Annotated in this window: 20 protein-coding genes, 1 tRNA gene and 1 pseudogene; 13 read left to right on the forward strand and 9 right to left on the reverse strand. The window is 66.1% G+C overall.

The annotated features are described in order from the left end of the window. Positions 1-105 precede the first annotated feature (105 nt). Both AC07M8_RS12380 and AC07M8_RS12385 read left to right on the forward strand, forming a co-directional pair. Complete coding sequence (locus AC07M8_RS12380) at positions 106-909, forward strand: DNA adenine methylase (protein ID WP_495174620.1); 804 nt, start codon at positions 106-108, stop codon at positions 907-909. A 228-nt stretch (positions 910-1,137) separates the two neighbouring features. After that, positions 1,138-2,415, forward strand: coding sequence for a DNA cytosine methyltransferase (locus AC07M8_RS12385; RefSeq protein ID WP_495174621.1), 1,278 nt, complete (start codon positions 1,138-1,140; stop codon positions 2,413-2,415). Here AC07M8_RS12385 and AC07M8_RS12390 read toward each other — a convergent pair. Beyond that, positions 2,390-3,409: a response regulator gene (locus AC07M8_RS12390; RefSeq protein ID WP_495174622.1), complete on the reverse strand. Its 1,020-nt coding sequence runs from the start codon at positions 3,407-3,409 to the stop codon at positions 2,390-2,392. The genes AC07M8_RS12385 and AC07M8_RS12390 overlap by 26 nt on opposite strands. A 4-nt stretch (positions 3,410-3,413) precedes the next feature. Continuing rightward, positions 3,414-5,801 (reverse strand): sensor histidine kinase, encoded by a 2,388-nt coding sequence (locus AC07M8_RS12395; RefSeq protein ID WP_495174623.1) that lies wholly within the window; start codon positions 5,799-5,801, stop codon positions 3,414-3,416. Between the two features lie 170 nt (positions 5,802-5,971). Between AC07M8_RS12395 and AC07M8_RS12400 the strand changes: the two genes are divergently transcribed. Next, entirely contained in the window at positions 5,972-6,262 is a 291-nt protein-coding gene (locus tag AC07M8_RS12400; RefSeq protein WP_495174624.1) for a hypothetical protein, read from the forward strand. Positions 6,263-6,658: 396 nt separating this feature from the next. Here AC07M8_RS12400 and AC07M8_RS12405 read toward each other — a convergent pair whose 3' ends face one another. The 4 genes from AC07M8_RS12405 to AC07M8_RS12420 form a co-directional block, all read right to left on the reverse strand. Beyond that, positions 6,659-7,348, reverse strand: coding sequence for a hypothetical protein (locus AC07M8_RS12405; RefSeq protein ID WP_495174625.1), 690 nt, complete (start codon positions 7,346-7,348; stop codon positions 6,659-6,661). Positions 7,349-7,367: 19 nt separating this feature from the next. After that, a complete protein-coding gene (locus AC07M8_RS12410; RefSeq protein WP_495174626.1) occupies positions 7,368-8,630 on the reverse strand; it encodes a tyrosine-type recombinase/integrase in 1,263 nt (420 codons plus the stop codon). A gap of 160 nt (positions 8,631-8,790) precedes the next feature. Continuing rightward, positions 8,791-8,875 (reverse strand) — tRNA-Leu (locus AC07M8_RS12415). Positions 8,876-8,930: 55 nt separating this feature from the next. Further along, a complete protein-coding gene (locus AC07M8_RS12420; RefSeq protein WP_495174712.1) occupies positions 8,931-10,439 on the reverse strand; it encodes a YifB family Mg chelatase-like AAA ATPase in 1,509 nt (502 codons plus the stop codon). Between the two features lie 108 nt (positions 10,440-10,547). Here AC07M8_RS12420 and AC07M8_RS12425 point away from each other — a divergent pair, with 108 nt between their 5' ends. The 8 genes and pseudogenes from AC07M8_RS12425 to dapE all read left to right on the forward strand — a co-directional run bounded on the left by AC07M8_RS12425 (position 10,548) and on the right by dapE (position 15,816). Then, positions 10,548-10,841, forward strand: a complete 294-nt coding sequence (locus tag AC07M8_RS12425; protein WP_495174627.1) for a hypothetical protein — start codon at positions 10,548-10,550, stop codon at positions 10,839-10,841. A gap of 89 nt (positions 10,842-10,930) precedes the next feature. Further along, the gene (gene rpmH, locus AC07M8_RS12430; protein ID WP_085809552.1) at positions 10,931-11,065 is read left to right on the forward strand and encodes a 50S ribosomal protein L34; all 135 of its coding nucleotides are present in this window, start codon (positions 10,931-10,933) and stop codon (positions 11,063-11,065) included. 17 nt (positions 11,066-11,082) lie between these two features. Further along, positions 11,083-11,388: pseudogene (gene rnpA, locus AC07M8_RS12435) on the forward strand (ribonuclease P protein component); the annotation flags it as partial. A 2-nt stretch (positions 11,389-11,390) separates the two neighbouring features. Then, positions 11,391-11,603 (forward strand): membrane protein insertion efficiency factor YidD, encoded by a 213-nt coding sequence (gene yidD, locus AC07M8_RS12440; RefSeq protein ID WP_267393612.1) that lies wholly within the window; start codon positions 11,391-11,393, stop codon positions 11,601-11,603. A gap of 16 nt (positions 11,604-11,619) precedes the next feature. After that, the gene (gene yidC / locus AC07M8_RS12445; protein WP_495174628.1) at positions 11,620-13,323 is read left to right on the forward strand and encodes a membrane protein insertase YidC; all 1,704 of its coding nucleotides are present in this window, start codon (positions 11,620-11,622) and stop codon (positions 13,321-13,323) included. After that, on the forward strand, positions 13,320-13,961 hold the full coding sequence (yihA, locus tag AC07M8_RS12450; protein WP_495174629.1) for a ribosome biogenesis GTP-binding protein YihA/YsxC: 642 nt from the start codon (positions 13,320-13,322) through the stop codon (positions 13,959-13,961). Before yidC ends, yihA begins: the two co-directional genes overlap by 4 nt. A 65-nt stretch (positions 13,962-14,026) precedes the next feature. Beyond that, positions 14,027-14,701 (forward strand): glutathione S-transferase family protein, encoded by a 675-nt coding sequence (locus AC07M8_RS12455; RefSeq protein WP_495174630.1) that lies wholly within the window; start codon positions 14,027-14,029, stop codon positions 14,699-14,701. Beyond that, entirely contained in the window at positions 14,698-15,816 is a 1,119-nt protein-coding gene (gene dapE / locus AC07M8_RS12460; RefSeq protein ID WP_495174631.1) for a succinyl-diaminopimelate desuccinylase, read from the forward strand. The genes AC07M8_RS12455 and dapE overlap by 4 nt, the downstream gene beginning before the upstream one ends. A gap of 74 nt (positions 15,817-15,890) precedes the next feature. Here dapE and AC07M8_RS12465 read toward each other — a convergent pair whose 3' ends face one another. From AC07M8_RS12465 to AC07M8_RS12475, 3 genes are all read right to left on the reverse strand, one after another. Next, positions 15,891-16,400, reverse strand: coding sequence for a Smr/MutS family protein (locus tag AC07M8_RS12465; RefSeq protein WP_495174713.1), 510 nt, complete (start codon positions 16,398-16,400; stop codon positions 15,891-15,893). Positions 16,401-16,425: 25 nt separating this feature from the next. After that, entirely contained in the window at positions 16,426-17,748 is a 1,323-nt protein-coding gene (gene mltA / locus AC07M8_RS12470; RefSeq protein ID WP_495174632.1) for a murein transglycosylase A, read from the reverse strand. Positions 17,749-17,872: 124 nt separating this feature from the next. Further along, the gene (locus tag AC07M8_RS12475) at positions 17,873-18,520 is read right to left on the reverse strand and encodes a Tim44/TimA family putative adaptor protein (protein ID WP_495174633.1); all 648 of its coding nucleotides are present in this window, start codon (positions 18,518-18,520) and stop codon (positions 17,873-17,875) included. Between the two features lie 172 nt (positions 18,521-18,692). Between AC07M8_RS12475 and secB the strand changes: the two genes are divergently transcribed. Both secB and murJ read left to right on the forward strand, forming a co-directional pair. After that, the gene (secB, locus tag AC07M8_RS12480; protein WP_495174634.1) at positions 18,693-19,187 is read left to right on the forward strand and encodes a protein-export chaperone SecB; all 495 of its coding nucleotides are present in this window, start codon (positions 18,693-18,695) and stop codon (positions 19,185-19,187) included. A 24-nt stretch (positions 19,188-19,211) separates the two neighbouring features. Continuing rightward, entirely contained in the window at positions 19,212-20,771 is a 1,560-nt protein-coding gene (gene murJ / locus AC07M8_RS12485) for a murein biosynthesis integral membrane protein MurJ (protein WP_495174635.1), read from the forward strand. Position 20,772: the final 1 nt, after the last annotated feature.

Below are 20,772 nucleotides of genomic sequence, written 5' to 3' on the forward strand. Positions count from 1 at the left end.
CGCCCGGCTCACCGACGAGGGGAAGCTCGCCACGACCATGGCCATCGGCCGTCCCGCACCCGGCATGTCGCCGGGCGGGATCTCTACAAGGCGAGTTTTTCCAACATGTACACCAGCAATCCTGTTCGGCCCGTCGCACCCGCGGCGGGCTATATCGGTGGCAAGCGCAATCTGGCCTCGCGTCTGGTGCCGCTGATCGCGTCGATCCCGCATGACGGCTATGCTGAGCCGTTCATCGGCATGGGTGGCGTGTTCCTGCGCCGGCGCGCCCAGCCGCGCGTCGAGGTGATCAATGACGCTTCCGGCGACGTCGCGACCTTCTTCCGGGTGCTGCAGCGGCACTATGCCTACTTCCTCGACATGCTGCGTTTCCGGGTTGCCAGCCGCGCCGAGTTCGAGCGGCTGAAGGCGCAACGGCCGGAGACGCTGACCGACCTCGAGCGCGCGGTGCGGTTCCTCTATCTGCAGCGGCTGGCCTTCGGCGGAAAGGTCAATGGGCGCAACTTCGGCGTTCATCGCGAGCGGGGATCCACATTCAACGTCACCACGCTCGAGCCCATGCTCGCCGACATCCATGACCGGCTTTCGGGAGTGGTCATCGAGCAGCTCGACTTCGGCGATTTCATCCGCCGCTATGATCGGCCGGGGATGCTATTCTACCTCGACCCGCCCTACTGGGGTTGCGAGACGGACTATGGCCAGGACGTGTTCGGCCGGGCCGACTTCCAGCGCCTTGCCGACCAGCTCGCCGGCATCAAGGGCCGCTTCCTGCTGTCGATCAACGACACGCCCGGCGTGCGCGAGGTGTTCGGCCGCTTCCACATGGTCGAGGCGGAGACCACCTACACGGTCAGCGCCGGCAAGGCCAAGTGCGCGGCCGAGCTGATCATCAGCGACCAGCCGTTCTGAACGGCGATGCAGCCCGGCAGCACAGCCGGGCTGCATCTCAATGGCGACATTTCGATGGGAATCAGCCTTGGCGCTTTCGGGTGCGCAGATGGCCTAGCAGCGATACCGCGGCCGAATTCGGCTCGGCGGGGCCTTGCCAACAGAATATAAACCTGGCGCGGGCGATGAAGGTCGATAGTAGTCACAGGCGGCAGTTGGAAAGATTGAATGGTGGCTGGGGAAAGAGTGGTGGAGTCACGCGTCTCAAACTGCGGAAAGGCTCCCACCTACGTCGACGTCTTCGCCGGCTGCGGCGGCCTGAGCCTCGGCCTGCATCGCGCCGGCTGGCGCGGGCTGTTCGCCGTCGAGAAGGACGCCTTCGCGTTTGAGACGCTCTCGACGAACTTCCTCTCGCCCGACGCGCGACACCCCTTCGACTGGCCCACTTGGCTGCCAAAGGCACCGACGACCGTAGAGGACTTGCTGCGCAACCATGCGCATGAGCTGGCGCGCCTGCGGGGCAAGGTCGACATGCTCGCAGGAGGCCCACCATGCCAGGGCTTTTCAAGCGCCGGCCGCCGCATGGCGGACGACCCCAGGAACGCGATGGTCGAGCGGTACCTCGAGCTGGTCGAGATCCTACAGCCCACCATCCTCCTGCTTGAGAACGTCAGAGGCTTCACCTTAGACTTCCAGGCGCGACCAGGCACGGGCGGCCAGCGGAGGGAGAACGCCGCCGCACGGCTCCTGCGTCGACTGTCCAAGAACTATGAGGTCGAGACTGAAATCCTTCGGGCGAGCGACTTCGGCGTACCGCAAAGCAGGCCCCGCTTCATCCTCGTGGCCGTGCGCAGACACAGCGGCGCCGTCTCCGGCGCTCTGAACGACCTGCGAGTCACGGCCGCCCTCGTCGCCCAGCGTCACGGCATAGGCCTGCTGAACAGCGCCGGTGAAGCGATCTCTGACCTCGAGTTGTCACGCAACGAGACGGTGCCCTGTCCCGACAGCGTCGGCTTCGAATCAGTAGGCTACCGCGGCCCGACGACGCCCTTTCAGCGCGCCATGCGCGACGGATACGACGCGCCGCCCAGTGACACGCGGCTGGCCCGGCATACGCACGCAGTCCGCGAGCGCTTCGCCGACATAATCGAGATCTGTCGGGAAGAAGGTCGCGGTTCGAGGCAGCTCAGCGCAGAGATGCGGGAGCGACTCGGCATCCGTAAGCTGACGACCCGCGTGCTTGATCCCAGTTTGCCCGCCCCCACCGTCACGAGCATGCCCGACGACCTGCTCCACTATCGTGAGCCACGCACGCTTACCGTTCGCGAGAACGCCCGCCTTCAGACGTTTCCGGACTGGTTCAGGTTCTGCGGGAAGTACACCACAGGAGGGCATCTGCGCCGCGTGGAAGTCCCGCGCTTCACTCAGGTGGCGAACGCCGTCCCCCCCCTTCTGGCCGAGATCCTGGGAACCAGGATCAGACAGCACTGCCTCAGCGCTGTCAGTCCCGAGCGGGAGGCAGGCTAGCCTCGACGGCGACCTCGACCGCCACCTCTACCGCTTCGACCTGATCCGCGAGGGCTGCCTCGCCTACTTCCGTTGCAAGCTCCCGCAACGTCACCAGGAGGCCGCGCAGGTTGTCCGAATGGTCAAGGATGCGCAGGCGCAAGGCCTTCATCGAATCTTGGTCAAGCGGCTGGTCGCGTCCCTCGAGTAGGAGCTTGCCGTCTCGTACCTCCGCCCTCCGATGAGCGAAATCGTTACGTGGGCCGATCACCTCGTTATTGTACTTGTCGAGATGTTCGATGAAGTGGCGCTCGCTCACTCTGTCGGCGAGCTTCGCGACCTCCTCCTTCAGCACCTCCCACCGAAGGAACGCGCCGAAGGACGGCTCACGCAGCAGCTTCGCGAGCTTTCCCCTTCTTCCCAGGCCTTCGATCTCGTCGGCTTTCTTGCGCAGGCCCTCCGAAACGCGCTTGGCAATCGCCGAAGCCAAGACGGCGGCGCCGTCGCCAGGGTGCAGGACCTGCTGAACGACCTCCAGGCAGTCGACTATCGCCATGTCGAGGTCGCTTGTCGCGGCCATGACCAGCCCGCGCATGTGGTTCAGGTCCAGCATGCGGCGCAGCTGCCCCTGGATTATACCGTTCACGCGGTCGGTTAAATGCTCGCGATTGACGCAGAACACGCCATCGATGTCTTGTTTGAAAATCAGCTCGCGGAGTTTCTTCGCATGTTCCGAGCTGTAGAAAACGACGTCGGTGTGCCTGAACGATTGGCGCAGCCGACGCGCCAGAACGGCCCCGTCATGTCCGCCGCCCAGCTTCCAGTCCATTAAAACAAGATCAAGACCTTGTGTAGGCAAGGCCGACAGCGGATCGCCGGAATCGGCAGTGACGATCCTGAGATCGATCTTGGCCTCAAAGCCGAGACGAGAGATGATCCCCTTCACGCGATCGACGAAGGGGCTAATCGGCCCAGGCTGGTCGTCGAACCAGAGGATGTTGTATTGGAGCTGCATAAAACTAGCCCTTGATGCGGATGATAAAGTGGGCGCCACCTTCGCGACGTTCCGCTGTTATCGATCCTCCCATATTGTCGAGGATTTGCGCGACGTGGTACAGTCCAAGTCCCGAGCCGGTTGAGGTGGTGAAGCCTTTCTCGTAAATACGGCCGAGATCGAGCGCGGCCGGAAAGCCCAAGCCGTCGTCGTCCACCGAAATCAACAGCTCGCGAGGGTTGGGCTGCTCGACGATGAAGTTGATCTCAGTGGCTTCCGCTCGCGACGCGTTGCTGACGAGGTTGTCGACGAGGATCGCCACCTCGATCGGCTTAAACCTTCGATTGAGCCTTGCCGCGCTGCTCGAAACGCCGATCCGGATGCCCGCCTCGCTGAACATCGGCGCGACCTCGCGGATATAATCTTCGACGTATCCGGCAATGTCCGCGTCGATCGCCTCGGACTCAAGCCTGAAGTTCGCCTTCGTCGCGAATCGTGCAATCGACAGCACCTTACGGTTCTGGAAAGAAATGTTTTCCAAGACCGAGAAGAGGTCGTCCGCTGTTGGCATATCTCCATCGCGCAGGCGGTCGAATTGGCCGTTGATGATCTCGTTGATCGCGGCTGCATGGATCACGATCTGGTGGTGGAGGATCTCGACGGTTTCGCGATCCAGGCTGGAAAGGGAGGTGAGGAAGAGGTTGCGCTTGCGCTCCTCCTCCAGCTTCTCGGTCGAGATCTCGGCGCGAAGTTGGGCCTCGGCAGCCGTTCGTTCGGCCTCGCGTCTGGCGTCACGCTCGCGGTCGGAGGCCTCGCGCGCCGAGGCCTCCGCACGCTGCAGCTCATCAAAGCGCTTCGCCGCTGCGCTAATGTCCGCGAGCAGCTGCGGGTCATCGGCCTTCCGCGCGAGGATCTCCAGACCGGCCAACGTCTCCTTAAAGGCGGCCGACCGTTCGTTCAGAATTCGCACGAGGTCGTGGTTGAACCGGACGAGTTCGACGCCTTCGGTCCCGGCCAGCTGAGAGACAATCGCCGTGATGCGCGCGGCAGCGGTGTCGCCTTGGAGCCGAGAAGTGTCGTCCACGTCCAGATCGAGCTGGTCCTGCCAGTTTACGCCGACCACGTAGCGTTCGAGCCGGCGGAAGCACTTCGTGTCGAAGCAGGTGTCCATCTGCTGGTAAGCGGGCGTTTCGATCAGCCCCTGGTCGCGGCTGGTCGACTCCCGGAACACCTCGTCCGAACCGCTCACGTCGATGCGACCGATGATGTCGCGGGTGCCGAGGAAGCGGTTGTAGCCCTGCGCCTTTCGCCGATCGATGCGGAAGGTGTCGACGCCCATTTCGCCGATCGGAAATATGCGAAACCCGTTCTTAAACAGAAAAACTGATCCGAACTGGGTAGACGGCATCCCCATCCGGCGCGCGAAGGTCGCCTTGGCCGATCGGTTCAGGTAGTAAAGATTGCACCTGAAGCTCGATCCGACCAGCAGCGGAAATTCGTTCGGCTCCCTTATATCGTAGATCACCGAGCCCCGGTCGGTCAGGACCGAATGGAGCTGCTTACCATCTTCCGACAGCCAAACCTCGAGGTGGGTGGTCTTGTCCTTTAGCGTGTCAAAGATGAAGTTGGCGATCGGGCCGTTGACAATGGAGACTGCGGTTCCCTCGCCGGCCCAGTTCTGCCGTTCGATCGCGTCTTGCACCTCCTCGCCCTTTGCGCGGATAGTCACCTCGAAGTGATCGTCGGTGTGCCCGAAGGGATTGATGAGCTTCGCCAACGCGGTCCGCAGCCGTAGTAGCTTTTCCCGGCCCCAGGGTTCTCTCAGCCCGCTGATTTCAAGCACTGTCCCCGATTTCGGGACGTCAACGCCCTCCGGAAGCTCGAACTGCGTTGCCTCGCTGTGTGCGATGCCCACGTCCTTGAACTCCTCGTTGGCGTCGCGTTCGAAGTCCTCCCAATCTACGTCGAGCACCTCCACCGACTCACCAGAGCGGCGCGTCTGCATCTTGAGGGAGCTGCCGAGCCGATCGCACGAGAACCGTCCCACGCCCTTGCTGCCGGCATAGGTGCGGCTAGCGCCGATACGGTCGCGGTAGCCCTCGTCTTCCGTCCCGTCTTGTTTTGCCGAGTAGGCGACGAAGAGCCACTTGCGCTCGATATCGCCAAGCGACATGCCCTTGCCGTCATCGATGATGAAGAGCCGGCTGTCCTCAAACACCAGCTCGACCCGCTGCGCCTTTGCATCAAAGCCGTTCTTTACCAGCTCGAAAACCGCGACAAGATCGTCCGTGATTAGGTCGCGCCCGATCACCCTTTTAAGAGCAGTGCTGACCTTAAAAAACAGCTGCGGCTCCCCCTCCGTCTCCTGATCCACTAAGCTGTCACCCCAGAGCCAACGATCGGCGGACAGCATCTTAATCAGATGGTCCGCATCTGGCCAATGCCTTACTTGCCCACTCGACTGAACGACGCAGCGTAGGTCAAGCAGAGCGCCGTAAAACAGCAGCTTGTTTTGGGATACCGCCTAAGAATTACCGTCCGCTAAACATAATCGACAACGCCGCACATTTCGACGCGCATGATGTGCAGCTCGCGCTGCGGTGCCTGCTGCCGCACGCCAGCGACCGAGCCATGCTCGTCGAGTTCTGGCGCTACGCCGGGCAGATTCACGCTGCCAACCGCGCGGCGTGTTGCCAGGCGGTGCTGCAGTCCATTGTCGCTGATCTGCGCGCCGGCGGACAATATCCGAATGACGAGCTGGAGCCGCGACGCCAGACGGTCGAGCTACTTGATGAGGTCGGCCGCGATCGGGAAGCGAAACGCCAGATGCACCAACGCCACTACTTCACCCCGCCCCCGCAGCGGGGCCGCTGACCGGCGAGACGACGCTGGTCATCCCCTGCGGCAGCCCTGCCCCGCTGCCACCCCGAATAACGCGCTGAGACCCCCGCCTCGCCCGCCCTCTTTTTCGCTCGCTTTTGATGCAATGTCGCGATCTGATGCAGACCCGCTGAAAACCGTGGCTTCTATGGCCATTTCGCGCAGTCCCGCATGATGCGGATTGATGCAGCTAGACGCCCCAACAGGCGCACCGGTCACGATGACGCGGCACAGAAGTTGCGCGCTCCCCCCTAGGGAGCCTCGGGGCCGCGCAAGCGGACCCGTTCACCAGCCGCGGTAGAGGGCTGGTGTGGGTGGGTTTCGAGCCGTTGGACCTTGGTGAGACCATCAAGCTGCGCACGCCAACGGCGTTCCTTTTATCTTTATCTCTTACAGGGCCTCTGTCTGTCCGCTCGGCGGATTTGCACTATCAACAGTTACGCGGAGCCTTTCGAGCAGGGCGCGCAGCTCGGGGTTGGCGACCTCGGCGATCACTTCGTCGACGGTCGAGGTGTCCAGCTTGCGCTGCCGAGCCAGCTTCTCGGCGACAGCGCGAACGAACTCGCTCGGCTTCCGCAGCATGCGCCGAACGCGCTCCTTTGCGGTTGTCGGCACCTGCAGCACATACGCGTTGGCGATCTGCTCGGTCTGCTGTTCGTCAGGCTCGGCAGTCTCGATCGGCCTGCACCGCCGGATCCAATCGATAAAGCCGTGCTCCTTGAGGCGCGCGAGCGCCGCCGCTACCGCGCTGCGGGAGCGGGAGATCGCATCTGCAATCCAGCGGATCGTCGGATCAAGGCGCCCGTTCTTTTTGCCTCGCAGGCGCATCAGGTAGCGGTAGACCTCCAGGCCGATGCCGCCGATCGCACCGTTTCGGCGGCCGGGCAGCTTGGTCTCGCGCTCGAACTCTTCCAGCGCTTTCATGCGGGCGTTATGCTCGCTCTTTGGGAACATGTTGTGCGCGCGCCAGAGCGCGACCTCAGCTCCACCCGCATTGTGGCTATTGCGACGAACAGGCTGCCCGGTGCGCTCGCGCGCAGGCTTGCCGCTGGCAACCTGATGAAGGGAGCGCGCCATCATGCGACGTCTCCCTTCGCGGTCAGCCGTGTTGCCGCAGCCCCGTCAGGAGTTCGCTTGCCGGCTGAAGCCCCTGGATCAGCATATCGGCCCATTCCTGCGCCAGCTCGCGCCGGCGAGGCATGTACGCGGCTCGATTGTAGATTCCTTCCACCCCGGCCGGCACGTGAGCCAGCATAAGGTCGATGATCGCTCTGTCCCCTACCCTGTTCTCGACCCCGGCCAGCTCGTTCATCACGGTCGAGAAGGTCGAGCGCCACCCGTGCGGGACATGAAGCCCGGTGAATCCCGCTTCGCGGTAAGCCTTGCTCAGCGTGGCGTCGCTCAAGGGGCGCCGCGGATGGCGAATACTGCGGAAGATCAGCGGTCCATTGCCCGAGAATTCGATCGCCAGTTTGATGACCTCGACCGCCTGCCGGGATAGCGGTACCACGAAGTCGAATGCAGCATCGTTCTTTTGCTCCAGGACGAGCTTCATCTTCGCGGCCGGAATGCGCCAAAGCGGTTCCTGGCCGTCCAGCCCCTCGAATTCGCGAGGCTCCGCCATGCGGAGCACTCCAGATCGGACGGCCGTTAGCGCCAGCATGCGCGAGGCCAGCTTCGTAAGCGGGTGAGCTGGTTGCGCCTCCACCTTGAGCAGTACGGTCTGCGCCGCCTTTACCGTTCGAACCGCCGGCTGCTTGCCGCGCCTGATCGGGGCAAGAGCTTGCTGAGCCACCGCAGCAGGATCCGACGCCACTATGCCGCTGCCTATCGCTCTGGCGTAGATATCGGAGATCCGCTGCCGAGCACGATGAGCTGTTTCGATTGCGCCCCGCTGTTCGATCGGCCGTAGGACGTCGAGCACCATCGGCGTCGTGATCGAGTCGATCGGCAAATGACCGAGCTTCGGAAACACGTCGCGTACAAGGCTCGCCTTCACAACCTGCGCGTGCCCCTTGGACCAGGTCGGAGCCTGGCTCTCCATCCAGTCGTCGGCGATCGTCTTGAACGTCGCACCCAGCCGAGCCGTTTGAGCCGCAGCACGCTGTAGCTTGTCCACGGACGGATCCACGCCCTCGCGCAACTTGCGGGCCGCGTCCTCGCGCATGCTCCGCGCATCGGCCGGCGTCAGATCCGGATAGGCCCCGAAGACCAGCCGCTTCTCTTTCCCGCCGATCCGGTACTTCCAACGCCAGCTCTTGAAGCCTGTCGGAGTCACGTAAAGGTACAAGCCACGCCCGTCCGTGAGCTTGTACGGCTTGTCCTGTGGCTTCGCCCGCTTGCAGGCTATATCCGTCAGCACCCGGTGCCCCCACCGCTAAATTCCGGTGCCCCGAAAATGCCCCCAAAACCACTGCGCTGCATGGCGACGATATGAGACAGGTTGAGACGCCAAACAACCTGTATAACGAGACAAATCCCGCCCCTTTCGGGACGGGATGAGACACGTTGAGATTGGTGGTTGGTGCCCCTGGCCGGACTTGAACCAGCACGCCTTGCGGCAACCGATTTTGAGTCGGTCGCGTCTACCAATTTCACCACAGGGGCAGCGGCGGATCAGCTAGAACAAACTGGCGATCATCGCAAGCTGGCTCGCATCGGCTCAGTTGGTCGGCGCGCGGCGGCGGTAGCTCAAGGCTTCGGCGACGTGGATCCGCCCCACCACATCTGCTCCCGCCAGGTCGGCGATGGTGCGCGAGACGCGGAGCACGCGGTGGAAGCCGCGCGCCGACAGCCGCATCGACTCCGCCGCCTGCGCGAGCAGGGTGCGGGCACGCTCGTCCAGCGCCGCGGCCCGTTCCAGCAGATCACCATCCGCTTCGGCATTGGTGCGGATGCCGTCGGTGCGATACCGTGCGCGCTGGATACCACGCGCCTCTGCCACCCGGGCAGCGACCTCCGCCGATCCTTCGGCGGCGGGCGGGAGCACCAGATCGGCGGCACTGACCGCGGCGACCTCCACCGACAGATCGATCCGGTCCAGCAGCGGGCCCGAGACCCGCGCCTGATAATCGGCGGCGCAGCGCGGTGCCCGCGCGCAGGCGAGGCTGGCGTCGCCGAGATGGCCGCAACGGCACGGGTTCATTGCCGCCACCAGCTGCACCCGTGCCGGGAAGGTGACATGGGCGTTGGCCCGCGCGACGCTGACCACTCCCGTCTCGAGCGGCTGGCGCAGCGAATCGAGCACCGCGCGCTGGAACTCGGGCAGCTCGTCGAGGAACAGCACGCCCAGATGCGCGAGGCTCACCTCGCCCGGCTTGACCTTGAGGCCGCCGCCGGTGAGCGCCGCCATCGAGGCGGAGTGGTGCGGCGCGCGGAACGGGCGGGTTCGCGTCAGCCGCCCTCCCGCCAGCGTCCCCGCCACCGACTGGACCATCGACACCTCGAGCGCCTCGGCGGCGTCGAGCGGCGGCAGGATGCCCGGCATGCAGGCTGCCATCAGCGATTTGCCCGACCCCGGCGGCCCGACCATCAGCAGATTGTGGCCGCCGGCGGCGGCGATCTCCAGCGCGCGCTTGGCGGTTTCCTGGCCCTTCACCTGGCGGAGATCAGGGCCGAGACCGACCGGCTCGGCCTCGCCGGCCACCGGCGGGCTGAGCAGGCCATGGCCCTTGAAGTGGTTGATCAGCGCCAGCAGATCGGGCGCGGCGAGCACCTCGATCGAGCCTGCCCAGGCGGCCTCCGCCCCTTGCGGGCCGGGGCAGATCAACCCCTTGCCCTCGCCCGAGGCGAACAAGGCGGCGAGCAGCACGCCCGGCGAAGCGGCGATGCGCGCGTCGAGGCCAAGCTCGCCGACCACCACATAATCCGCCAGCGCCTCGACATCGGCGACGCCCATCGCACCGAGCAGCGCCAGCGCGATCGGCAGGTCGAAATGCGAGCCCTCCTTGGGCAGATCGGCCGGCGACAGATTGACGACGATCCGCTTGGGCGGCAGCGCCAGGCCCATGGCGGCGATCGCGCCGCGCACCCGCTCGCGGCTTTCGCCAACCGCCTTGTCGGCGAGCCCGACGACGTGGAAGGCGGGCAGCCCCGGGATCAGCTGGACCTGCACCTCGACGCCGCGCGCCTCCAGCCCCAGATACGCCACGGTCTGCACGATCGCCGTCATCATCATCCCCCCGGATTGTGCGGCGAGCATAGCGGCATTGTCGGGCCGCGATACCGGGGGCGCCTACGTGCCTTGCGCCGCTAACACACGGCGCCTAGATGCTGCGGCATGAAGGATCGCCACCCCGCCAGCCGCTACGCCCAGCTCGTCCTCGGTGGGTTGCTGATGATCGGCGCCGCGATCCTCGGCCCGTTGCCCGGGCCCGGCGGCATTTTCCTCTTCGCCGGCGGGCTGGTGCTGATCCTGCGCAACTCGCGCTGGGCGCAGGTGCGGTTCGCGCGCGCCAAGCGGCGCTGGCCCAAAACCGGCCAGCTGATCGACCGCACCATGCGCCGCCCCTCCGCGCTGCGTCGTCACGCCCGTGACAAGATGGCGCGCGACAAGATGCTGCGCTCGCGTTGACTTTGCCACGCCGCCTTTGTAAGCGCAGCCCCATCAGGCCGTCCCCGTTGGCGGCCCTTTTCTATTCTGACGATTCCAAGGAATGAACCATGAAGCGGACCTTTCAGCCGAGCAACCTGGTGCGGGCGCGCCGTCATGGCTTCCGCGCGCGGATGGCGACGGTGGGCGGCCGTTTGGTGATCCGTGCCCGTCGGGCCCGCGGCCGCAAGAAGCTGTCGGCGTAAAGACTCTCTCGCTTCGTCGCGATTTTCTCGCGGCGAATGCGGGGCGACGCGCACCGATGCCGGGCTTTGTCCTGCTGGTGCGCGATCGCCAAGATGGTGACCCCGCGATGCGTGTGGGCTTCACCGTCACCAAGAAGATCGGCAATGCCGTGGTCCGTAACCGGATGAAACGCCGGCTGCGGGCCTTGTCGCGTGAGCTGTTGCCGAGCGCCGGGGTCGTCGGCGCGGATCATGTGCTGATCGGCCGCAACGGCGGTATCGAGCGCGACTTTGCGCTGCTGCGGACCGAGCTCGCCAAGGCGCTCAAGAAAGTGGTGCGGTGAGCATCGCCGCCCGGCTGCTGATCCTGGTTGCCCGCGGGTGGCAGCTTGGTCCATCGGCGGTGCTGCCGCCCTCCTGCCGCTATCAGCCATCCTGTTCGGCCTATGCAATCACTGCGCTTCGCCGCTATGGCGCCGCCAAAGGGGGCTGGCTGGCGGTGAAGCGGATTGCACGCTGCCATCCTTGGGGCGGGTACGGACCCGATCCTGTTCCCTGACCATTGGGGCATCGACTTGAAGAACGATCGTCAGAATTTCGTCCTGTTCGCGCTGTTCGCGGCGGTGATCCTGTTCGGCTGGCCGCTGATCCAGGGCAAGTTCTTCCCGGTGGCGAACCCGCCGGTGACCAAGATCGAGAAGGGTCGCTCGACGGTGGTGACGCCGCAGGGCGCCCAGCCGACTGCCAATACGCCCGCCGCGATCCAGAGCCGCCAGGCAGTGCTGGCCGCGGCGCCGCGGGTGCGGATCGACACGCCGACGCTCAAGGGCTCGATCAACCTCAAGGGTGCGCGGATCGATGATCTGGTGCTGGTCAACTACAAGGAGACCATTGCCAAGAACTCCGCGCCGATCCGCCTGCTGTCGCCGGCCGGCGCGCCCGAGGCCTATTTCGCCGGCTTCGGCTGGCGCAACGAGGGGCTGAACCCGCCGGCAGCCGACGCAGTGTGGACCGCCTCGTCGACCGTGCTCGCCCCTGGCAAGCCGGTGAACCTCGACGCCGCCAACGCCACCGGCCAGCGCTTCCGCATCGAGCTGTCGGTGGACGACGGCTACATGTTCACCATCAAGCAGACCGTGCTCAACGCCGGCCGTGGCCCGGTGCAGGTCGCGCCCTATGGCTATGTCAACCGCGCCGGCGTCTCCAAGGATCCGGGCACCTGGCAGATCCACACCGGCCCGATCTCGGTTCACGGCGGCCACGCCGATTACGGCGTCAAGTTCAAGGACGTCGACGCCGGCGGCGAGCGCTTCACCACCACCGGCGGCTGGATCGGCTTCACCGACAAATATTGGCTGACTTCGCTGATTCCCGACCAGAGCTCGCAGTTCGACGGCCAGTTCCGCTCGGGCGGCAACCTCAACTATCAGGCCGATTACACCTTCGCGCCCAAGATCCTGGCCGCCGGTCAGGCGCTGACGCAGACCAGCCGCTTCTTCGCCGGTGCCAAGGAGGTGAAGCTCCTCCAGCATTACGAGACCGCCGCGGGCGTGCCGCAGCTCGACAATTCGATCGACTGGGGCTGGTTCTGGTTCATCGAGAAGCCGATCTTCACCTATCTCGACTGGCTGTTCCGGATGATCGGCAACTTTGGCGTCGCCATCATCCTGCTGACGCTGACGATCCGCGGGCTGATGTTCCCGGTCGCCCAGCGCCAGTTCGCCTCGATGGCGAAGATGCGCGCGATCCAGCCCAAGATGAAGGCGCTGCAGGAACGCTACAAGGACGACAAGGTCAAGATGCAGCAGGAGGTGATGGGCCTCTACAAGACCGAGAAGGTCAATCCCGTCGCCGGCTGCCTGCCCACCGTGATCCAGATCCCGATCTTCTACGCGCTGTACAAGGTGCTGATGGTGACGATTGAGATGCGCCACCAGCCGTTCTTCGGCTGGATCAAGGATCTGTCGGCACCCGATCCGCTGACCCCTGTGAACCTGTTCGGCTTCCTTGCCTTCACTCCGCCGCACATGATCGCGATCGGCGTGGTGCCGATCTTCCTCGGCATCTCGATGTTCTTCCAGTTCCGGCTCAACCCGGCGCCGATGGACGATACCCAGAAGCAGATCTTCGCGTTCATGCCCTGGGTGCTGATGTTCGTGATGGCCTCCTATCCGGTCGGCCTGCAGATCTACTGGATCGCCTCCAACTGCCTGGCGATCCTCCAGCAGCGGGTGCTCTACGCGCGCCATCCCGGCCTCAAGATCGCGCCTGCCAAGTGACCGATGTCTTCGAGCCAGAAGCGATCGAATTCGCACGCAAGACCTTTGCAGGCCCGGTCGGCTTCCTGAAGTCGGCGCCCAGCCTCGAGTTCCTGCCCGATGCCACCGTGCCCGAGGTGGCGTTCGCCGGGCGCTCCAATGTCGGCAAGTCGTCGCTGCTCAATGCCCTCACCGGGCGCAACGCACTGGCGCGGACCTCGAACACGCCGGGGCGAACGCAGGAGCTCAACTTCTTCGAGGTCGGCGAGCCACTGCTGCTTAGGCTGGTCGATATGCCAGGCTATGGCTTCGCCAAGGCGCCGCCAGCGGTGGTCAAGAAGTGGCGCTTCCTGGTCAACGATTTCCTGCGCGGCCGCCAGGCGCTCAAGCGCGCGCTGGTGCTGATCGATTCACGCCACGGCATCAAGGATGTCGACCGCGAAATCCTCGAGATGCTCGACAAGGCGGCGGTGAGCTACCGGATCGTGCTGACCAAGGCGGACAAGATCAAGGCGTCCGAGCTTGCCGAGGTGACGGAACGGACCGCGGTGGAGGCCCGCAAGCGGCCGGCGGCGCATCCGGACATTCTGGTGACCTCGAGCGAGGGCGGCATGGGTATTCCCGAACTGCGCGCCGCGGTGCTCGAAGCGCTGGGCTGATCAGCCGAGGGTCTACCGTCGTCGCCGACTAGACCCGCCCTGCCCCCGCGGCTAACCCGGGGCGCATGAAGCTCATCATCGGCAACAAGGCCTATTCCTCCTGGTCGCTGCGCGGCTGGCTCGCGTGCAAGCAATCGGGCCTTCCGTTCGACGAGGTGGTCGTGCCGCTGTACGACGGCGAATGGGACCGCCGCCGCGAGGGCGCCGAGTTCGCGCCGTCGTCGGGCAAGGTGCCGATTCTTTGGGATGGCGAGGCGGTGGTGTGGGACAGCCTCGCGATCGTCGATTATCTTGCCGACAAGGTGGGGCGCGACCGCTTCTGGCCGGCGAACGAGGCGGCACGGGCGATGGCGCGATCGATGGCCGCGGAGATGCATTCGAGCTTCACCGCGCTGCGCCGCAAATGCCCCATGAACGTCCGCCAGGTGTTTCCCGCCCAGCGCCCCGACGACGACGTGCTCGCCGATCTCGCCCGGATCATGGAATTATGGGCGCAGGCCCGCGCGCGCTTCGGCGGCGACGGCGAGTTCCTGTTCGGCCAGTTCGGCGCGGCCGACATCATGTTCGCGCCGGTGCTGACGCGGATCGTCACCTATCAGCTGCCGATCGCGCGCTTCGCCACCGCCTATATGGACGCGATGTTCGGTCACCCCTGGATGCAGGACTGGATCGCCGGCGCCCAGGAAGAGGAATGGGTGATCGAGCAATATGAGCAGCCGGCGCAAAGCCCCGCGGCGTGATCGATCCGGTCGCGCTGGCGCAGGCGCTGATCCGCGCTGACAGCGTGACGCCAGCGCGCGGGCCGGTGTTCGACGTGCTGGAGGCGGCGCTGGCCACAGCCGGGTTCGCCGTTGACCGCTTCGTCAGCGGCGACGCACCCGACGGCCCGGTCGAGAACCTGCTCGCGATCCGCGCCGGCACCGGACCCCATCTTGCCTTCGCCGGTCACGTCGACGTGGTGCCGGCGGGCGACGGCTGGACCGGCTCGCCCTGGTCGGGAGAGATCCGCGACGAGCTGCTCTACGGCCGCGGCGCGGTGGACATGAAGGGTGCGGTCGCCGCCTTCGTCGCCGCAGCCGGACGAGCGCCGCGCGGCGCCACGCTCAGCCTGATCATCACCGGCGATGAAGAGGGACCGGCGACCTACGGCACGCCGGTACTGATTGAACGGATGGCGGCGCGCGGGATCGCGCCCGACGCGTGCGTGGTCGGCGAGCCGACCTCGGCGCAGCGGCTGGGCGACACGATCAAGATCGGCCGACGCGGCTCGGTCAACATCTGGATCGAGGTGCCGGGCCAGCAGGGTCATGTCGCTTACCCTCAGCTCGCCGACAACCCGGTGACGCGGCTGATCGCGGCGCTGACCGAGATCGATGCGCTGGTGCTGGATGCCGGCAATGACTGGTTCCAGCCGTCGAACATCGAGGTGACCGACCTCGCCGTCGGCAACCCTGCTCATAATGTCATCCCCGGCAAGGCATGCGCGCGGCTCAACATCCGCTTCAACAGCGAACAGCGCGGGGCCGATCTGGTTCAGCGGATCAAGGCGGTGGTTTACCGCCATGCGCCCGCCGCGACGGTGACCGCCAGGATCTCCGGCGAGGCCTTCCTCACCGAGCCCGGCGCACTATCGGCGACGATGGGCGCGGCGATCGAGGCGCACACCGGTCTTGTGCCGACGCTGTCGACCACCGGCGGGACGTCCGACGCGCGGTTCCTGTCACGCCTGTGCCCGACCATCGAGTTCGGGCTGATCAACGCGACGATGCACCAGGTCGACGAGGCGGTGGCGGTGGATGATCTCCACACGCTGACCGCGATCTATGCGGATCTGATCGCGCGGTTCACGGGCTAACGCAGGGCGGATCCGGCGACGCACCGTCGTTCAGCAGGGTGTGGCGAGCGATCAGGCCCGCCGCCTGGCGAGCGCTAGCTCCGGCCCCGCCGCAGGACGATGTACAGCGCGCCTTGCCCGCCGTGGCGCGGATGGGCTCCGCGCACGGCAGCGATTGAATCCGCGTGACGCGAGGCACCCAGCCAGTCGGTCACCGCCGAGCGGATGGCGCCGCGCGCATGGGGCCGCTCGCTTTCGGCGCGCGGTGGCTTGCCGGTGACGAGCAGCAGCACGCGATCGCCACGGCGGATCGCGTGATCCAGGCCCTGATCGAGCAAGGCGTGCGCCGAGGAGAGCGTATGGCCGTGGAGATCGATCGAGCTATCGGGCTGGACGATGCCGCGGACGATCTTCTTGTCCCAGCTGCCGTCGAGATTGCCCGCCCCAATCGGCGCGGGACGCGGCGTCACCGCGACCTGCCGGGGCGGCTTGGCCGGAGCGATCGCGCGCGGGACAACTTTTGCCGTCGCTACCGGCGCTGGTGCCTTGGGCACCGCCGCGGGCGCGACCGGCCGCGGCGTGCGAATCGGCGTCACCGTCGCCATCACCCGCGCCCACAGCTGCGCCTCGTCAGGGCTGAGTTGGCGCACTTGCCCCCACCCGTGCCAGCGTGCCGATCGGGAGCAGCAGGAACGCGGTGCCGTGCGCGGCCATGCCGCCTGCGGTCGCCTCAGCGGCAGGGCCGGCACCCCAATAGGTGTCGAAGCGATTGGCGCCCTTGATCGCGCCGCCGGTGTCCTGCGCCACCCACAGACCGCTTGCATCCTGCCGGTCCATCGACAGGAACACCGGCGCACCGAGCGGGACGTATTTGACGTCGGCGGCCGCGCTCACGCCGCCGTTGACGACATAGCCCATCGCGCCCTGCGGCGGCGTGTCCAGCGTGCGGAAGAACACGAAGCTCTTGTTCTCGTTCATGATCGCCTCGCCCTCCTGCGGATGGGCGCGCAGCCAGGCGACGATCCCCTGCATCGAGGTCTGCCCCGGCTGGAGCAACCCGCGGCTCTTCATCAGCGCGCCGATGCCGGTGTAGGCGCGGCCGTTCTGGGTGGCATAGCCGACCCGCATGAACGAGCCATCGGGCAGCCGCAGCCGCCCCGAGCCCTGGATCTGGAGAAAGAACACCGCCGCCTCGTCAGCGCCCCAGGCGAGCACCGGCGCCTTGTTGCCGAGCGACCCGGCGACGATCTGGGCACGCTCGTCATAGGGCACGAAGTTGCTGCCCTGCACCTTGCCGCGGATCTTCTTGCCCTTGAGATCGGGCGAGAACTGGCCGAGGTCGACGTCGATCAGATCGTCGGGACGGCCATAGATCGGCACCTCATAGCCGGGCCGCCGCTCGCGCGACGCGGCGATTTCGGGTTCGTAATAGCCGGTGGCGAAGGCGCTGCCGTCGCCCACCTGCACCGCCTCGAAATTGGCCACAAAGAAGTCGCGGGCGCCGCCCCGCGGCACCAACTGGGCTGCCGCGCAGGCACTTTGCCAGTCGGTGCCGCGGGTAAGACCGGAGGCATCGGTGCGGCGCATCAGGCCCGGGCAGCTCGACAGGAACGCCTGTCGCGCTGCTTCCGCTTGAGGCTCGGTCAGCGGCAGCGCGGCGAGCGACGGCCCCGGGACGACGCCGGTGCTGGTGGCGGTGGTCGCGCCGGGGGTCGGCACCACCGGGGTCGCCAGCAACGGGATGGCGGAATCGATCCGTCCGTCGAACGCCCGACCGCTCGCGATCGGCTGGGCGGCGACGCTGCTGCTTGGCCGCGACGGCGGCCGGCCGGCGGTGTGGCTGGGACGGGACGGCGGCGGCGCTACGCCAGCCGACGGCGGCACGATGGCACCGCTGCAGGCGCTCAGCGCCGTGGCGAGCGCAATGCTGACGGTTACGCGTCTACTAATCATCTGGTCACCCCGGAACGGACGCCGGGGCAAGCGCCCCGCTTCTCCAAGCAGGCGATGTGCCCAACGGTCGCGCCGGGAACAAGCCCGGGCGCGATCCAATCGATCAACAATCCTAGCCGGTGGCTCACGCCTCGTCGGTGTCGGCGAGCTTCCAATTGGGGTCGTTGCTGCGCAGCGTGCGGGCGAAGGTCCACACGTCATGCGTCTCGACCGCATCGACCAGCGACCCAGCGATGACATGGCCCTCGGCATCGCGCGTCACCGCGGCGATATCGGCGTCGAAGCGCACGGTGATCCGCGCCTCGCGGCCGGTCAGCGCCGCATCGGCGATCATCGCCCGCTCGATCGAGACCAGTCGGTTGTCGAGCGTCTCGCCGGCTTCGCGGCGCTGCGCAATCGCCTCGCCGAACGCATCGGCGACCTCGTCATTGGCGAGCTCTCGCAATTCAGCCTCGTCGCCGCGCCAGAACGCTTCGAGCGTCATCCGATAGGCCGCCTGCGCGCCCTCCAGGAAACGCGACACGTCGAAACCCTGCTCGCCGGCGACGATCGCGCGGAGGCCAGCCTCGGCGCGCGGCTCGATGTTGCGGTTGGCCGGTTGACGTACCTCAGGGGTAACGTCGATCGTGCGCGGCACCGCCAGCGACGCCGGGCGATCCTCGGCCGTGCGCGGCAGCGGCTGCTGTTCGTGGCCGGTGCGCTTCCCGAGCACGCTGTACAGCCTCAGCGCCAGAAAGCCTGCGACCATCGCGAGTAGAACTACGTAAAACACCGTGCCTCCGATCTTCGCACCCACATAGGCGCATGCGTCGGCAATTCAAAGCATCGCCCGCGAGCGGCCGTTGAATCACCCCGTGAGCGCTGCTAGGCGCGGGCTTAACGCATCCCAACGCCCGACCGGCGGTTTCGATGCTCCTCCTTTCCATGATCCAAGGACGATTAACATGGCCAGTACGTTCGACAGCCAGCCGCTTGCCAACGGTGCCGACACCGCGCCGGCCGCAGGGCTGATCTCGCAATATGTGAAGGACCTGTCGTTCGAAAATCCGAACGCGCCCGCGATCTTCCAGAACCCGAGCCAGCCGGCGATCGACGTGCAGTTCAACATCGGCACCGCGCAGGTCGGCGATGAGGTCCATGAGGTGGTGCTCAAGATCGACGTCAAGGCCGAGGCCGAGGGCCAGACCGCGTTCATCGTCGACCTGACCTATGCGGGCCTGTTCGGCCTGCGCAACGTGCCCGCCGAGCATGTCCAGCCGTTCCTGCTCGGCGAGGCGCCGCGCCTGCTGTTCCCGTTCGCGCGCCGCGTGCTCGCCGACACCGTGCGCGACGGCGGCTTCCCGCCGCTGCTGCTCGAGCCGATCGATTTCAGCCAGCTCTACCTGCAGCAGGCCGAGGCGCAGGGTCAGGCGATCCCCGAAGGCTTCGGTCAGGCCTAAGCTGATCCCGGGGGGCGGACAGCGATGAACCTGACCAAGTCGCTGGGGTCGGTCGGCGGGCTGACCCTGGCCAGCCGCGTGCTCGGCCTGGTGCGCGATTCGCTGTTCGCCCGCTATATGGGGGCAAGCTTCGCGTCGGACGCGTTCCAGATCGCGTTTCGCCTCCCCAACATGTTCCGCGCGCTGTTCGCCGAGGGCGCCTTTTCCGCCGCGTTCATCCCGATGTTCAATCGCAAGGTGGCCGACCCCGACGGCGGTGGGCTGCCCAACGGCATCGCCTTTGCCGAGGACGCCTTGTCCGTCCTGCTGCCGATCCTGATCGCGCTGACGGTGATCGTCGAGGTGGCCGCCTGGCCGGCGACCTATCTGATCTCGGGCGGCTTCCACGATGCCACGCCCGATCAGTTCAGCTATGCGGTCGAGCTGTCGCGCTGGACCTTTCCCTATCTGATGCTGATCAGCGTGGTGTCGCTGCTCGGCGGGATCCTCAACTCGCTGCACAAGTTCTGGATCAACGCCGCGGCGCCGATCCTGCTCAACGTCACGCAGATCGCTGCGCTGATCTTCTTGCACACCAGCCCGATCGGCACCGCGCGCAACCAGGCGATCGCGGTGACCGTCGCCGGGGCGCTGCAGCTCGGCTGGTTGTGGTGGGCGTGCCGGCAGAGCGGCGTGCGGCTGCGGATCAAGCGACCGCAGATCAACCCGGACGTCAAGCGGCTGATGGCGCTGATCTGGCCTGCCGCAGCCGGCGCCGGTGCGGTGCAGATCAACCTGGTCGTCTCCAGCGCGCTGGCGGCGCATTTCCTGCCGCATGGCTCGGTGACCTACATCTACCTTGCCGATCGACTCAACCAGCTGCCGCTCGGGCTGATCGGTATCGGCCTTGGCACCGTGCTGCTGCCGACGATCTCGCGCCTGCTCGGGCGCGGCGAGGAAGCGCAGGCGATGACCACGCAGAACCGCGCGATGGAACTGGCGCTGTTCCTCACCCTGCCGGCCACCGCCGCGCTGGTGATCTGCGGCCGGCCGATCATCGCGGCGTTGTTCCAGCATGGTCATTTCCGCGCCGATGATGCGGTCGCAACCACGCAGGCACTCGCCGCCTTCTCGATCGGCCTCCCGAGCTACATCCTCGTCAAGGTGCTCACCCCGGGCTATTATGCCCGCTCCGACACCAAGACGCCGGTGCGCTATGCGACCATCTCGATGGCGGTCAATCTGGTGCTCAATCTCGCCTTCATCCTGCCGCTCGGCCACATGGGCCCGCCGCTCGCCACCGCGATTGCGAGCACGGTCAACGTCACCCTGCTCTATCGTACGCTCAACCGCCGCGGCCAGTTCACCCCCGATGCGCAGCTGCGCCGGCGAGCGCCGCGGCTGCTGGTCGCCGCGGTGATCATGGGCGTGGTGATGTTCTTCCTCAACGATCTGTTCCAGCCCTATGTCACCGGCCCCAGCCTCGCGCGCTGGATGGCGATGGTGGTGCTGGTCGGCACCGGCGGGCTGGTCTATGCCGCGGCCGTCTTCGCGACCGGCGCCTTGCGCCCGCGCGACATCCGTCAGCTCGTTCGTTCAAAGTAAG

The organism is Sphingomonas sp. GW821-FHT09E03 (assembly GCF_059416225.1).

Excerpts from the sequence above, each read along its gene's own strand:
- AC07M8_RS12380 (WP_495174620.1), top strand. The coding sequence starts at position 106 with ATGTACACCAGCAATCCTGTTCGGCCCGTCGCACCCGCGGCGGGCTAT.
- AC07M8_RS12390 (WP_495174622.1), bottom strand. The coding sequence starts at position 3,409 with ATGCAGCTCCAATACAACATCCTCTGGTTCGACGACCAGCCTGGGCCG.
- AC07M8_RS12395 (WP_495174623.1), bottom strand. The coding sequence starts at position 5,801 with ATGCTGTCCGCCGATCGTTGGCTCTGGGGTGACAGCTTAGTGGATCAG.
- AC07M8_RS12405 (WP_495174625.1), bottom strand. The coding sequence starts at position 7,348 with ATGATGGCGCGCTCCCTTCATCAGGTTGCCAGCGGCAAGCCTGCGCGC.
- AC07M8_RS12420 (WP_495174712.1), bottom strand. The coding sequence starts at position 10,439 with ATGACGGCGATCGTGCAGACCGTGGCGTATCTGGGGCTGGAGGCGCGC.
- AC07M8_RS12425 (WP_495174627.1), top strand. The coding sequence starts at position 10,548 with ATGAAGGATCGCCACCCCGCCAGCCGCTACGCCCAGCTCGTCCTCGGT.
- rpmH (WP_085809552.1), top strand. The coding sequence starts at position 10,931 with ATGAAGCGGACCTTTCAGCCGAGCAACCTGGTGCGGGCGCGCCGTCAT.
- AC07M8_RS12455 (WP_495174630.1), top strand. The coding sequence starts at position 14,027 with ATGAAGCTCATCATCGGCAACAAGGCCTATTCCTCCTGGTCGCTGCGC.
- AC07M8_RS12465 (WP_495174713.1), bottom strand. The coding sequence starts at position 16,400 with ATGGCGACGGTGACGCCGATTCGCACGCCGCGGCCGGTCGCGCCCGCG.
- mltA (WP_495174632.1), bottom strand. The coding sequence starts at position 17,748 with ATGATTAGTAGACGCGTAACCGTCAGCATTGCGCTCGCCACGGCGCTG.
- secB (WP_495174634.1), top strand. The coding sequence starts at position 18,693 with ATGGCCAGTACGTTCGACAGCCAGCCGCTTGCCAACGGTGCCGACACC.
- murJ (WP_495174635.1), top strand. The coding sequence starts at position 19,212 with ATGAACCTGACCAAGTCGCTGGGGTCGGTCGGCGGGCTGACCCTGGCC.